The sequence below is a fragment of the Leisingera sp. ANG-DT genome, assembly GCF_000813785.1.
Taxonomy (GTDB): Bacteria; Pseudomonadota; Alphaproteobacteria; order Rhodobacterales; family Rhodobacteraceae; genus Leisingera.
The window spans coordinates 20,190-34,961 of record NZ_JWLE01000013.1; the positions used below are offsets into that span (position 1 = coordinate 20,190).

General features: G+C 57.9%; 9 protein-coding genes. 8 read left to right on the top strand and 1 reads right to left on the bottom strand.

Features of this window, described 5'->3' with window-relative positions:
- The first annotated feature begins 5 nt into the window (after positions 1-5).
- The 4 genes from RA21_RS13810 (at position 6) to RA21_RS13825 (ending at position 7,975) form a co-directional block, all read left to right on the top strand.
- Positions 6-3,305, top strand: a complete 3,300-nt coding sequence (locus RA21_RS13810) for a glycosyltransferase family 4 protein (protein ID WP_193748073.1) — start codon at positions 6-8, stop codon at positions 3,303-3,305.
- A gap of 149 nt (positions 3,306-3,454) precedes the next feature.
- Positions 3,455-4,840, top strand: a complete 1,386-nt coding sequence (locus RA21_RS13815) for a methyltransferase domain-containing protein (protein WP_082008952.1) — start codon at positions 3,455-3,457, stop codon at positions 4,838-4,840.
- Between the two features lie 410 nt (positions 4,841-5,250).
- Positions 5,251-7,533, top strand: a complete 2,283-nt coding sequence (locus RA21_RS22020; protein ID WP_052254199.1) for a sensor histidine kinase — start codon at positions 5,251-5,253, stop codon at positions 7,531-7,533.
- A complete protein-coding gene (locus RA21_RS13825; RefSeq protein WP_019294679.1) occupies positions 7,523-7,975 on the top strand; it encodes a response regulator in 453 nt (150 codons plus the stop codon). Before RA21_RS22020 ends, RA21_RS13825 begins: the two co-directional genes overlap by 11 nt.
- Positions 7,976-8,370: 395 nt before the next feature.
- On the opposite strand, the gene RA21_RS22655 is transcribed toward RA21_RS13825, so the two are convergent.
- Entirely contained in the window at positions 8,371-8,619 is a 249-nt protein-coding gene (locus tag RA21_RS22655; protein WP_152610550.1) for a hypothetical protein, read from the bottom strand.
- Between the two features lie 788 nt (positions 8,620-9,407).
- On the opposite strand from RA21_RS22655, the gene RA21_RS13835 reads away from it, so the two are divergent.
- The 4 genes from RA21_RS13835 to RA21_RS13850 are packed head-to-tail and all read left to right on the top strand — an operon-like array spanning position 9,408 to position 14,177.
- The gene (locus RA21_RS13835) at positions 9,408-10,442 is read left to right on the top strand and encodes a UDP-glucuronic acid decarboxylase family protein (RefSeq protein WP_152610551.1); all 1,035 of its coding nucleotides are present in this window, start codon (positions 9,408-9,410) and stop codon (positions 10,440-10,442) included.
- A complete protein-coding gene (gene galE / locus RA21_RS13840) occupies positions 10,442-11,461 on the top strand; it encodes a UDP-glucose 4-epimerase GalE (protein ID WP_039149865.1) in 1,020 nt (339 codons plus the stop codon). The genes RA21_RS13835 and galE overlap by 1 nt, the downstream gene beginning before the upstream one ends.
- Positions 11,394-13,265, top strand: a complete 1,872-nt coding sequence (locus tag RA21_RS13845; RefSeq protein ID WP_241483506.1) for a glycosyltransferase — start codon at positions 11,394-11,396, stop codon at positions 13,263-13,265. The genes galE and RA21_RS13845 overlap by 68 nt, the downstream gene beginning before the upstream one ends.
- Before the next feature lie 3 nt (positions 13,266-13,268).
- Positions 13,269-14,177: a glycoside hydrolase family 26 protein gene (locus RA21_RS13850; protein ID WP_039149871.1), complete on the top strand. Its 909-nt coding sequence runs from the start codon at positions 13,269-13,271 to the stop codon at positions 14,175-14,177.
- Positions 14,178-14,772: the final 595 nt, after the last annotated feature.

Below are 14,772 nucleotides of genomic sequence, written 5' to 3' on the forward strand. Positions count from 1 at the left end.
ATTTCATGCAGATCGACAATTTTAAGACCAAGAGCTTCCCTGCGATTTCGTCACTCGGCCTGAGCAGTTCGAACCACAAGCTCCGCGTTTGCATTGTTACCGAAGAAATCATCGGACCGGTCCGTAATGGCGGTATTGCCTCTACCTATTACCACCTGTCCAAGGGGCTGGCTGCGCATGGGCATGAGGTGCATGTTCTGTTCCTGAAAGGACCCGTGGTTCAGGATGAAACACCTGAACACTGGGTAGAGCATTTCGCCGCTTTCGGGGTCACTCTGCACTACCTCGATATTCCAAGCGATTCAGCCTGGAGCAGTGCTCCGAACTGGCAGCCCCGGTACGCCGCTGCCTATCAATGGCTGAGAGATCAGGAACGGTTTGATGTGGTTCATACATCGGAATGGCGCGGGGGCATGTTCTATGCGCTGATGGCCAAGCGCTTGGGCCTTGCCTTTCAGGATACGCTTTTCCTGGTAAAAACCTCTTCGCCGCACATCTGGAACCGCCACTACCAGATGCAGCCGATTGAGCGGCGCGATCTGGTCCTTGCCGCCTATGCGGAACAAAAGTGTGTAGAACTGGCCGACGCAGTCATTGGGGGCTCCGCCCATCTGATCACCTTCATGGAGCAAATCGGCTACCGGATACCGGATGCCAATGTTTTCGTGCAGCCCAACATCGTGGATTTTTCCAAGGTGCCAGTCACCGATCAGCGCCCGCCGCGCCAGCCGGGTGACGTTGTAAAATCACGTGAACTGATCTTTTTCGGCCGCTTGGAAGGCCGCAAAGGTGTCGAACTGATGTGCAACGCGCTCGATATTCTGCGCGAGCGCCAGATCTCTCCGTCCAGCTTGACGTTCATGGGGAAATGGGGTGGCGCCCTGGCCACTCAGGGCGGTATGAAGGTGCAGGATTATATCGAGGAAAAGGCGCGGGATTGGGATTTCCCGGTTTCCTACATCACCGATAAGAACCAGCCTGAAGCGCTCAGCCACATGTGTTCGCGCGATATGATCGCAGTGATGCCGTCGCTGATCGAAAACTCCACTATGGCAGTCTATGAAACGCTGGAATGCAACATTCCATTCATTGCGACCGATGTTGGGGGCACCGCTGAACTGATTGACCAAAGGGACCACGCCAGTTGCTTGGTTGAGCCTATTTCCACAGCGCTCGCGGACCGGTTGGAACAGGTGTTGGAACACGGCCAGCGTATCGCAAGGCCGGGGTTCTCCAATGATGAGAACCTGCAGGTCTGGTATGGCTTCCACGCCTATCTCGGTGAACAGATCGAACAGCTCGGCGCACGGCAAGCTATTTCAGCCATTACAGCTGAAATTGACGCGCCCGGCCAGCCCGTCGACACGATCCGTTATGCTGTGCTGTTGCGCAACGGCGATGACGTGGAAGCCCTGACACAAGCCTTGCTGAGTGAACGCCCTGACAGCGTGGCCCTCGCCTACAACGACGCGAAACTGCAAAGTGCCGTTGCCAGGGCGAAGACTACCCTGCAGGATGCCGGACTCGACGTAATCGAGCTTTCCTGTATCGGTCAGGCAGCTGGCAGCACGCTGCATGCGCTGGCGAACCTTCCAGGGGCAGACGCTATCGTAATCGCGCATGGAGCCTCTGTGAGGCCGGCTCCGGGCTTCCTTGCTGCTGCCCGCACGGCGCTGGAACACCGGCCGGACAGCCTGTTCACCAGCTTCTTCAGTGCCGCAGGAGATCTCCGGGGACTGCCAGCAGGCAGCGATGTGGCCTCGCAGCTGCTGTCCCCGCGCGCCTACGGGCCAGAGGTTTTCGCCATGCTGCGCACCACCTATGACAAGGTCGGTCAATTCGAGCCCTACGACGTCCAACGGGGGATCCTGCACGAGTTTGTCACCCGAGCTGCTGTGCAGTTCAATGACGATCTTCTGGTCTGCCCCGAAGAGCTGCTTGATTGGCCGCATGCGCTGGAAGATGCGCAGGCGATGGCAGACGATACTGTGTATGCCTACCTCAAATCCAAACCACTGCTTGATGAGTCAGGGTTGGCCCAGCGGAAATTTCTGCTGAGCGCTCTGCATATGGTCAACGGCAGCAACCGGTCCGTCGGCAGCAATTCCCTTCGCGATGGAGGACGCCCCGCGGAGAGCCCGCTGTGGCTGACACCGGCTGACTGGAACCGGGAAGAAATCCGGGATGCGCTGAAACGGAAGCTGGTGGCTGGGCTTGATGAAGAGACCAACACGCTTTGGCTGTTTGCACGGGGTGCTGGCAACCGCCGCCTCGTGGCGCGTGACGCTGATCAGCCGATTGAACTGGTGGAAGAACATCTGAGCCCGGACGGGAAGGATCACCTCACACTGCACTGCTACAGGATCCCCGAAAGCTGGGAAACCGGTACGGCCTACGCTCTTAACTGGTGCCTGTTCGACGGCGAAACGAGGACGGGAAATCAGTTTCTTCGTGTTAGCAAACTTGCCAGCAACACCTATGCGCTTTCCTCGCGGAAGCCTGTCCTGACTAAAGAGACACTGCAAAAGGTATTCAGTCTGCAGACCGAGGGTGCTTCCGCAACGGCTGCACTTGAAAACAAGGCCCTAGCTGCCTCGCTCCCGCATCTGGAAGAAGCGGCAAAGCATCTCCCTGCCCGCCCGCAGGACGCGCCGCAACAACAGCCTCAGCCAGCTGCGGTTGCTCCGGTTTCCGGCAATACCTCAGCGCAAACCGTAACCGAGCTGTTGCGGCTTGCCCAGGAAACGGACCGGCCTGAGCTGGAACGCCTGGCGATGCAGACCCGCAGCGAACTGCTGCTTGCAGAGAAATCTCCGCTTGTTTGGAACGAAAAGACCGCCAGCGATCCGCGGGATGTGCGTTCATTCCTGACCCTGCCAGCCGATGGGCGCTGGCAGGAAAACGAATGGCTGCAAGGCTGGGCTTGGGACAAGAACAGTCCGGAAGAAACGCTTCATATTGTGGTCTTGCAAGGCTCAGTACCCGTATTTGCAGGTCCAGCAGGCTATCATGATCCTAACTTGGGCCGCCGCACGCCGGGACTGGAGCGGCACGCCTTCCGCATTCCGGTGCTGCCCGCGTTTCTAAATAGCAGCAAAGGCCCCCTTTCGCTGCGGATCCTGGAAACGGGTGACCTGGTCCGCAACGGCCAGATTGAATTGGACAGTGCAGCTCCCAGCGTCCTTGTTCCTGCCAAGGGCGGCACTCAACACGCCCGTACAGGCACGCGCCCTCCTGCCAGAAACGAGTCCTTGATGCGGCGCGCAGGCAGGGTTCTGAAGGCGATGGGAAGCAAAACCCGCTGAATGCAGAGACATCTATCAGACACTTGCTTGAGCTAGGATCAAGCAAGTGTCTGCACAATATGCACTTTGAGGGCTCACAGTGAGACCCGGCCCTGCGCGGCCCTCACCGTATAGCCGGCTGGTTTCAACGCTAAGGAGGCTGACTGCCAATGCAATCAGGAACTATTCACCCCGCACAACCTGCAAACGGCTCGCAAGCGGATCTGCCGCGGGCGATCGGGGCCATGCAGCGCCAGGAGTGGGAGGAAGCCCGCCGTATACTGGTGCCGCTTGCCGCTCAGAAACCCAAAAGCGTGGCCTCTTTTCATCTGGCCCGCCTCGAACTGGAAGCCGGGGACACAGCTGCGGCTGAAACTCACTTGAATGCGTTCTTGGAATTCCGCCCCCGGCACCCTGGCGCACTAGCGCTGAAGGCCCGGGTCGCCTTGATCCGTGGTGAATTGGAGCTGGCGTCAGAACTGGCGGACGAAGCTCTTGAGCAGGACCCAAAAAACTTTGGTGCTTTGAGCATACGTTCCCAGATTGACGATGCACTGAACACAAAGGCAGCCGCCCAAGCACTGGAAACACTGAACTCCGGCTATCTCAAAGCGCGGCAGGACGGACCAGACAGCAAACTGCTTGCCGCCGCTGCGACGCTGGCCGAATTGGATCCTGGAAACCGCTGGAACGACGACTCAACAGCAGCAGCAATCGCCTATTTCAAGCATGCCGATGATCTGCAGGCAGCCTTGAGAAACTATGACCCGCATCTGATCAGCGCATCAGTGGAATTTGATTACATCACCTGGCCCAAGCGCATCCAGCCCCATATCCGCGGCGGGGCGGTTCTCGATGTCGGCTGCGGTTTCGGCGGTTATGGCATGGGTTTTTTGATCGCCGGTGCTAAATCCTACACAGGCTTGGATCCTGTGATGCAGCTTGACAGCACAAAGGCGCGGAACAAACGCACCCGAAGCGTTGCAAACCTGGGAGTGACACCGCGGGAAATCAGCGCTTCGCTTCCCGCGATCAATCTTATCCAGGGCAAGTTGGAAGACCTGCACATTGACAGCACGTTTCACGCTATTTCGCTGCACAATGTAACGGAACACCTGATCCAGCTCGAGGAGGTGTTCAAAGAGCTCGCCACGCTCTGCAAAAAAGATGCGAAGCTCATTTATACCCACCACAACTACTATTGCTGGAACGGGCATCACGGAAACCCGGCGTGGCCGGAGCAGCTGGATACCGACAATCCTGAGCATCTGCGGCTTTACGATTGGAACCATATTGAATTTGCCGTTAACGCCCCAGAGGACGACTATGTAAGAACTCATTTGAACCGGGTTCGCCTTGACGAAATCCGATCAGTCACCGAAAAATACTTCGACATCGAAACCTGGCAAGAAATCCCGTCTTCGCCCTCCACCTTGTCGCGTCTGACGCCAGAAGTCCTCGGCAGAATCCGCAAGACGATCCCCGATATCGAAGAACGCGAGTTGACAACAAATCTCGTCTTCTGCGTTGCGGCCCCCAAGCCTCCTACCGGTTGATAGTTGCTTGAACATTGGACCGGTCACTAAAAGGAAATGTCCAAGTTTTCGGATTAACCTGCACGTTTTCCGCTGCGGGATCGTTTGGGCGATGAACTGAGCCATCCGGACTGATTGGACACGGCGTTAAGTGTTCTCAGCGAGACCGGAGTGTTTGGCTGCTTTTGTCAGTTCTGGCCCTCAACTGACCATCGGCGCTGCTCCACCGGGCAGGTCCTTCGGGCCGCACGTGAGGCAGCGTTGGCTGCCTATGCCCTGACGGGGGCAGAAGCAGGCGAATGCTGTTTTAATGGAGATTTCACGAAGGATAACAAAACGTTATCCTTTCATTCACTTTCCAGCCCCACTCTGCGTAGAACAGCCGCCTGCTATCGCAATCACAGCGAATGCAATCGCCTTGAGGGCCGCAGATGTTCAAAAGTTCCGCTTCCTCGCTCAGAGGCCGGGTCGCCGGTCTTTCCGCTGCGATTTCGATCACGGCCGTTGTTCTGCTTACCCTCGCAAGCGGCCTGACCTCCAGATACCTGGAACGGCAAAGAACCCTCGACGAGGTCATGGATACCGCTGCGCTGATCGCGCGCGCCACCGAAGATGCCAACGGCCAAGTGGTTTCGGATGCAGTCATTCTCGCCAGCATGCCGGCGGTCGCTCAGTTGACCAGGAACGGCGGCGGTGACCCGGCTAGCAGTGAAAAGCGGGAGGAGGCGCTTGCCCGGCTGGCCAAAATTTTCAGCGCCTTTTTTGAACTCCGCCCTGCCTATGAGCAAATCCGCCTGGTTGGCATTGATGACAATGGCCGGGAAATCCTGCGCCTCAACAGACAGGGCAGCGAAGTGCTGCGCGTTCCAGAGGACGGGCTGCAGGAAAAGGCTGGGGAATCCTATTTCCAGGACGCCCTGTCATTGAATCCGCGTTCGGCGCTGACAGGAACAGCCTCCTACAATCGCGAAAACGGCCGCATCGCGGAACCTAGGACGGTGATGTACCGGGTCCTTGTGCCCGCCTTCCGCGACAGCGGAGAGATGTTCGGCTTTATCATTATCAACGTGAACGTGCTGAAGCATAACAGGAACACCTTCAGAAATCTGCCGCTCAAGGCAGATTTTGTGCTGCATAACACAAAGGGCGGCAGTTACGCTTGGGACGCAGGTGATCAGGAAGGCGTCTTTTCCCTGGCTGGCAGCGCCGGCCTGCCGGACAGTGTCTGGCAGGCGGCGACCTCAGCCGCAGACGCGCCGGTACGGACAACCAGCGGCGGAAGATTGTTTGTAACGACGCGGCTCGACAGCCTCAGCAACTCCGGTCATGCCGTCAGCTTCACCCTGATCAAGCAGCAGGATTTCTTTGCCCGTTTCCTGCCGGACAGCACACTTGCCCTTATCGCCCTGGGCCTGGTTTTTGTTGGCTGGTCCGCCCGTTTCTCCAGGAAACGGGTCGAAAGGGAAATGACGCCAATGGTTGAAATGAGCTCTGAAATTATCAGGGCATCCAATCAGGGGCGGTTGCCTGATCTTCCAACCCATCTACAAGACGAGGTCGGCGATCTTGCCCGAAGCTTTGAAAAGCTGATCACCAAGCTTCGGCAACAGGAATCCAGTGCGCTGATGCTGTTCAATGGGGTTGGAGACGGGCTTGCCATTCTCGACCGCCAAGGCAAGATTCTGCGCATTAATTCGGCCATGCAAATCATGTTCCAAGTGTCCGAAGCTGATGCCGCAGGTAATGACTTTGCGCAGTTTCTGGCACCGGGCGAATGGGAGCGCTTTCAGCATGGCCTATCGGACTACCCGCACGAGAAGGACTGCCCGGTTCTGGGCCGGATGCATGAATGCGAAGGCCCGGTCCAGGAGGGCGGCCGCACTTGGCTGGAGCTGACCCTGTCCCCTATTCCGGAGCAGGCCTCCCCAAGTTTTGCGCTGGTAGTACGTGACATCACCGAACGCCGGAAAATGCTGCTCCAAGCGGAACATTTGATTGAACAGTTGAACAGGTCGAACAAAGATCTGGTGGAGTTTGCCTATGTGGCTTCCCATGACCTGAAGGCACCTTTGAGGGCGATTTCCCACGCCGCGGCCTGGCTGGAGGAGGACCTGGCGGACAAGCTGACGGAAGGAACCCGCGAACACATCTCCTTCATGAAGTCCAGGATCGGGCGCATGTCGCGCCTGCTTGATGACCTGCTAGAACATTCCCGGATCGGCAACGAAACTCATGCTCCGGCGGAAGACATGGTTGACGGCAGCAGTTTTGCCGAAGATCTGGAGCTTCTGGCAGCGCCGCCCGATGATTTTTCATTCACATTCGACGACAGCTTCAAGCAATCAGTTTTTTCCCGCTTCCCGCTGCAAATCGTTCTGCTCAATCTGATCACCAATGCGATCAAGCATAACGACAAGGAGCATGGAGAGGTTCATGTCAGTCTCGCGGACAAAGGGGACCTCCTGGAGTTCACCGTGACCGACAACGGTCCAGGGATCCCCGAACGCCATCATGAAACCGTCTTTGGCTTATTCAAGACACTGGCCCCACGGGACAAGGTCGAAGGCAGCGGCATGGGACTATCCCTCGTGCGCAAGCATTTGCATGTGCTGGGACATGACATTCGCATCGTATCCGATGGTGATAACGGCGGAACCCAATTCATTTTCACATGGCCCAGGAAACCAGAAAGCGGAGAACAAAATGCAGCTTAATCCGCCGGAACAGATGCAGCCGGTCAACATTCTTCTAGTGGAGGACGACGACTTTGAAGCAATGGCCGTACGGCGGGCCTTTGCCAAGGCGCGGCTTTCGAACCAGATCACCCGCGCACACGACGGTGAGGAAGCCCTGGAAATTCTTGAGCAACGGCATCCGGAGGTATCTGTCAACGGCCCCGTAATCATGCTTATCGACATCAACATGCCGCGGATGAACGGGCATGAACTGGTTGAGGCGATACGGTCCAGGCAAGCCCTGCGCCACATGATTTGCTTTATGCTGACGACCTCCCGCGAACCCCGCGATGTAGACCGCGCCTATCAGCAGAACGTGGCAGGCTACATCATCAAGGAAACTGCCGGCCACGATTTCTCAAACCTGCTCAATCTGCTGGGAGACTATTGGATTACAGTGCAGCTGCCGACTCCGCACTAGCCGCATGACGCGCCTTGCCTCCACAGGCCTTTACCGCAGCCCAAGTCCGCTGCCGGTTTTGCGGGGTGTCACCACACCCGGCTCTGGCATGGATACCGCCCGTTTGCTTCCAAACAGTGCCTGTTTCTCGCTTTGCAACAACCAAGCAGACAGAGAGAGTTTGTGGAAGCGGCACATTGGCCCCTGCCCTCCGCTCTTTACTCAAGCGGCAGCCTCGCAGCGAACCCGCCGGTTCAGCGGAGCAAGCTCCGGAAGCCGGCCGGCACCGAATGTCGCTATTGCAACTGGTTCAACACATGACGCCAGCAGGTTCACTGCTGGCGCCGGTTTTCAGACACTTCCGATGGTTACCAATTCTGGTGCCCAAAGGCGGTGTTCACCGCGCTGGCGGAAGGTTAAGACTTGCATTCCCAAGCACGTTTGACCAAGCGGTCCTTGCGATCGAACCAATAGTTTTGCTCATTCGCGCTTAGCCTATCCGGATTGCGGACAACTGCGTCAGCCTGAGCTATGGCCTGAGGCAATTCGCGGCACGGATAGTATTCCGGCGGCGTAACTTCAGGCGCCTGTTCACCTTCAAACTCTTCGCATCCGGCCAGAATGGAACTCGCCAAAGCGAATGCAAAAACACTTACCAACTTCATCTTCGACCCCTTTTGTCTCCAGGAATAATTAGATTTCCACCATTTCTGCATTTCAGCACAATTCAATTCATCCGCTCGGGTGCATTTGATTTATAAACGTTCTGCAAGGGGAAACAGATCGCTTGAATATTCTTTCCAGTTCAGTTGGTGTGCTTTTCCGGCAAGTCAAATCAAGGCTTCTCTTTTCAGGAAAAATCCGGGATCGAACCTTTGGCAAGAGCGGCGAGACAGGAGAGAGGAAGCAGCCCTTCCAGGGGCGGCCGGAACGCTTCTTAGAGTAAGCAGATGAGGGCAAACAAGGACACTTTCGGGATTGCCAATGCTGAAATTCAAAACGCGTTCTGCGCCTGATATGCCATGCCTCAATTACTCGCGTTGCAGAACAAACTGGCAAAGAGAACGCAGTTCAACTCTCTTGGCACCACCGGCAGACATCGCGGCATAACATTCCGCGGTTCACTCCATCAAAAGCTGAGGATCAGTTTCGCAGCTCCCTTTGCTGGGTAAAAGCGCTGGGACGATCCCTGACCAAAAGTGGTAATGCCGCACGATTAAGTACTAAAGGCGCACCCGGTGCTTGATGGCGGGCGTCTTGCAGCTATCGTCTTTCTGCGAGGCCGGCAGTGTATTGAAAGATGCAACGCAATTTAGTTTGTCCGGGGGCGCTGGTTAATAACATTAAATAATAGCCAGCTGAAGCAAGAAACGCCGTCGCGCACGGCGGTTTTTCAGGGGACACGTGTCCCGACAATTATATTGTGGTGCTGTACCGGATGGGGGTTGGGTACATGACGCTGCGAAACGATAACAAGCGTGTAATTCACGCCAAGGCTGAACCGTTGGTGCCGATGCGCAAGACGGTTCTGGTAACCGGGGGCGCTGGATTCCTGGGATCTCAGCTCTGCGCCCGCAAACTGGAACAGGGCCATCAAGTGGTTTGTCTGGACAACCTGCAGACCGGGCGAATGCGCAACATCACACCGTTGATGTCACACCGCCGGTTCCGCTTTGTCGAACATGACGTCGTGGCGCCTTACCAGCTTAAAGGTCCAGTGCATCAGATCTTCAACCTGGCGTGCCCGGCCTCTCCGCCGAAATACCAGCTTGATCCCATCCACACCTTCAAAACCAGCGTGATGGGTGCAATGAACGCGCTTGAACTTGCACGTGAAAAGGGGGCCAAGGTTTTTCAGGCGTCCACCTCCGAGGTTTATGGCGACCCTGAAATCAGCCCGCAGCCGGAAGGATACCGGGGCTGCGTCAATACCTTCGGGCCGCGTGCCTGCTACGACGAGGGCAAGCGCGCTGCCGAGACGCTGTTTTACGACTATCACCATCGCTACGGCGTGCAAATCTCGATTGCCCGCATCTTCAACACTTACGGCCCTTTCATGGACCCGCAGGATGGCCGCGTGGTGTCCAACTTCATTAATCAGGCGCTTCGGGGCGAGGACCTCACTGTTTACGGCAGCGGTGCTCAGACGCGCTCCTTCTGTTATGCAGATGACCTGCTCGATGCAATTGAAGCGCTGATGGAACTCAATGATCCCAGCCCGGCACCCGTCAATCTCGGCAACCCTGGTGAGTTTACGGTGCTGGAACTGGCCAAAAAAGTCTGCAGGCTGACCGGAACCGGATCGCAAGTGGTTTTCCGCGAATTGCCTCAGGACGATCCGCAGCAGCGCAAGCCCGACATCAGCGCGGCCAGAACCAAATTGGGCTGGCGCCCGAAAGTGCGGCTTGAAGACGGGTTGCGCAGGACCATCCGCCATTTCCAGGCTGAGATGGCTGAGCCGGACCAGATGTCCGCGGCGGTCCGCTGATGCCCCGCCGGTTCGCCATACTTGTGACCGGCGGCGCCGGGTTCATTGGCAGCCACGCTTGCAAAGCTTTGCACCAGGCGGGCTACCTGCCGGTCACGGTCGATAACTTGACCACCGGACATGCAGATGCGGTCAAATGGGGTCCGCTGGTGCATGCAGATGTGCGCAACGCTGCAGCACTGAAGGACGCCATCAAAAATCACGGCATCAAGGCGGTCATGCACTTTGCCGCTTCGGCCTATGTCGGGGAGTCTATGGCGCGCCCGGCCTTTTACTACGACAACAATGCCGGAGGGATGATCTCCCTGATCAATGCGTGCCTGGATACAGGAGTGGACAAAGTCGTGTTCTCTTCCAGCTGTGCGACCTATGGCAGCCCCGAAGGCGGCCCTATACGTGAGGATACGCCGCAGGCACCGATCAACCCCTATGGCCGCAGCAAGCTGATGTGCGAGGAAATGCTGCATGATTGCTCTGCCGCGCATGGGTTGCGGTTTGCGGCGCTACGCTATTTCAATGCAGCCGGAGCCGACCCGGAGGGCGATCTGAGCGAGCGTCACGATCCCGAAACCCATCTGCTGCCGCTGGCGCTGCAGGCGACTTCCGGCCGGCGCGGACCGCTGCAAGTCTTCGGCACGGATTACCCCACCCGCGACGGCAGTTGCGAGAGGGACTACATCCATGTCAGCGACTTGGCGCGCGGCCATGTGCTGGCAGCGGACTATCTGGCAGAAGGCGGTGCCAGCACCGCTCTGAATCTAGGCAGCGGCACCGGGCATACGATCTTTGAAGTGCTGGAGACAATCCGCAGCGTCACCGGCAAAACGGTGCCGCATGACCTGGCACCGCGCCGCGCCGGAGATCCTCCCTCGCTGACCGCGGACCCGCGCCTGGCACAGCAGACGCTGGGCTTCCGCACCGAACGCTCCAGGCTGGACCAGATCATCAGGGATGCGGCGCCATCCTTCGGACTGGCCGCCGCAAGAGAGGATCGCCATGGGCGCCATGCAGCGGAATAACCGGGCATCGCCCTCCCCCAAGCCCGGCTTTGACTGGGCAGCAGCTGCTGTGTTTGGTCTGTGGATATTGGCTGCCGGCTATTTCTGGCACTGGTGGCTGCAGCCCGGGCACAATATCGGCACCGGGCGATATACCCTTGTTTCGACTGCAATATTCTGGCTGTACTTCCTGCTTGCCTACTTCATGCTATTTTTCCTGAATGGCACCCGCCGCCGCCTGCGGCCGTCGCTGCAAGGACCGATGCGGGTGGCCATGATAACCACCAAAACCCCAGCCGAGCCTTTGTCCGTTCTGAAGGAGACCCTAACGGCCATGCTGGCGCAAACGCCGCCGCACGATACTTGGCTGGCTGATGAGGATCCTGATGACGCAACCCGCGCCTGGTGTGCGGCGCATGGTGTCAGGATCTCAACCCGCAAGGGCCTTTCTGAGTACCACCGCAAGGAATGGCCGCGCAGAACCCGCTGCAAGGAAGGCAACCTGGCCTATTTCTATGACCAATACGGCTATGAAGCCTATGATATCGTATCCCAGCTTGATGCCGACCATGTGCCGCAGCCCGGGTATCTTGAAGCCATTCTGCAGGGGTTTGACGACCCGGCCACCGGCTATGTCAGCGCCCCCTCCATTTGCTGCAGCAATGCGGACAGAAGCTGGGCAGCACGGATGCGGCTTTTTGCCGAGGCACCGTTTCATGGCGGCATCCAGCTAGGCTATAGCGCCGGCTGGGCACCTATGTGCATCGGCTCGCATTACGCAGTGCGCACCCGCGCCCTGAAGCAAGCAGGCGGCTTGGGGCCCGAACTTGCTGAGGACCATTCCACCACGATGCTCATGAACTCCGCAGGCTGGCGCGGCACCCATGCAGCAGATGCCATCGCGCATGGCGCCGGCCCGGCCTGCATGGCTGATCTAGCAACTCAGGAATTCCAATGGTCGCGCAGCCTGACAACGCTGCTGCTGAGCTACACCCCGCGCTATCTAAAGGGGCTGCCGCCGCGGCTGCGGTTCCAGTTCCTGCTGTGCCAGCTGTGGTACCCGCTTTTTGCCCTGTTCATGGCGCTGATGTACCTGTTTCCGATTGCAGCCCTGCTGCTGGATATCCGGTTTGCCGGGGTGACCTTCCTTGGTTTCGTTCTGCACGCGCTTCCTTCAACCGTTGCGGTGATCTTGTTCGTCTACCTCATGCGCGCGCGCGATACTCTCAGACCGTATGACGCCAAGGTTCTCAGTTGGGAGCGCGCATTGTTTCCCTGTGCGCAGTGGCCCTGGGTTCTGCTTGGCTGCGGAATGGCCATTGCGGACAGGCTGAGGGGCGGGTTTGTCGACTTCCGTGTAACGCCAAAAGGCGGCGGAGAGGCGCCGCCGGTGCCCTTGCGAGTCCTTCTGCCTTACCTGTTGCTGGCATTGGGGGCAGCGCTGCCGCCGCTGTTTGTGCAAGACCTGCAGCAGGCCGCAGGTTTCGTGGTGCTGAGCCTGATTAACGCCGCCGTTTATACCGTGCTATTCACCGTAATTGCTGTCCAGCACTTGCGGGAAAACAGGCTGTCGCCCTTCAGATGGCCGCTTGCCTCAGCCTTTCAGGCGACAGCCTGCATGGCACTCGCCGCAGTCATTGCTGCTGCGCTCGGCAGCCAGGGCGCGCACAGCCTCTATGCACTGTCTCACGGCAGCGGTGTGTTCTCTCCCTACACCCCCAAATACATTGTGTCCGGCGCGGATCTCGGCCCGCCGGGTACTGTGACCTACCAAATAAACCTGGAATGGCCGGGGAATGCCCTGTTCCAGCAGAAGATGGAGTAGACAATGTCCCGTTCTAGCCGGCATATCCTAGTCACCGTCGCTGTATCAGCGGCCCTTTTCGGAACCGCCCTTCCTTCCTTCCCGCCACCTCCCGGTGAGCTGCCTTTCGGCGTCTATGATCCGAATGGCGACTTTTCAGATGAACAGAATGTTCAGGTCGAACATCTCTTCCTGCCGTGGGAGGACTTGTTTCTGGAGTCGCTGACCGAGGCTGACCAATACGCCAAGGAACGCAACCGCGAGGTCTTGGTCACGATTGAACCCTGGACCTGGACGCGCGATGCCCGCAACACGCCAGCGCGGCTGATCCGCGGCATCCGGGACGGTACCTACGACGGCAATATGGCCGCTATCTGCGAAGTGCTGAACCGGTTTGAGAGCAAGGTTACCGTCCGCTGGGCGCAAGAGATGGACGACAACAGCGGCCAGTTCATCTGGGCGCAGTGGCAGCCGGAAACCTATGTTTATGCATTCAAACGGATGATAGACGTCTGCCGCGACAAAGCACCGGAAATTCGTGTGATGTGGTCACCGCTGGGATATGAAAACCTGAATAAGTATTATCCCGGCGACGACTACGTGGATATCATTGGGCTTTCCGTTTTCGGCTTGCAGCCTTGGGAGCAGATCTACAAAGGCGGCGAGATGAGCTTTGATGAAATCTTCGCCCCCCGCTACGAGCGGGTGAAGGAGTACGGCAAGCCCGTCATGGTGGCCGAACTAGGCTATTCCGGCGATGAAGCATACGTTGCCCGCTGGGAACAGACCGTCCGGCAAGACAAGAGCGCCTACCCCGCCCTCACCGGCATCGTCTATTTCAACCAGCAGGAAGTCTACCCCTGGCCCAATGGGTTCGGTCTCCCGGATTGGCGGGTGGAACACCGTATCCGAGTCGAGACCGCAGGAAACTGACCCGAAATCCGGCTTGGTGCTGCCCCTCCACAGTTCAAGCAACGCCCGGCCAGCATCGGCAGGCAAGGCAGAGAACCATTTGATTTCAGAGCCTTTCCACCTGTGCAAGACCGCACAGGGTCAGGCCTTTTAAGCGGATTTCCGCACAGCTGCGTTGAAAAAAAATACAATTGCGCCTAAGAAAAACGTGCTGTGCAGATCGTGCAGCGCGTGAATTGGCTGTTTGGCTGCCGCATGCCGTTTAGGCATAAATGAGCTGCCTGGGGCCTATGAGGACGAGGTGCAGTTTATGTACGCAGTACGTGCGATGCTCCGGCTTGTGCCGGTTTTTTCTTATTCAATCAAGATTGCAGGCGGCGCGCTTCTGGCCTGTCTGCTCAGCTTGGGCAGCGCCAGTGCGCAGGACAGCAATTCCCTGGCTGGAGAAACTGTTTTGGCCAAGGGGACATACGTCTGCTCCCCCAGCGGCTTTGGGCAAAAGTCCCGCTGCTACCGCAAGTAGGTCCGGCCCTCTCCTTCCAAACGATCCAAATCCGGAGCGCAGCCTGAACCGCAGGGCTGGCTGCGCCTGAATTGAATATCCAGCAGTTCTCCT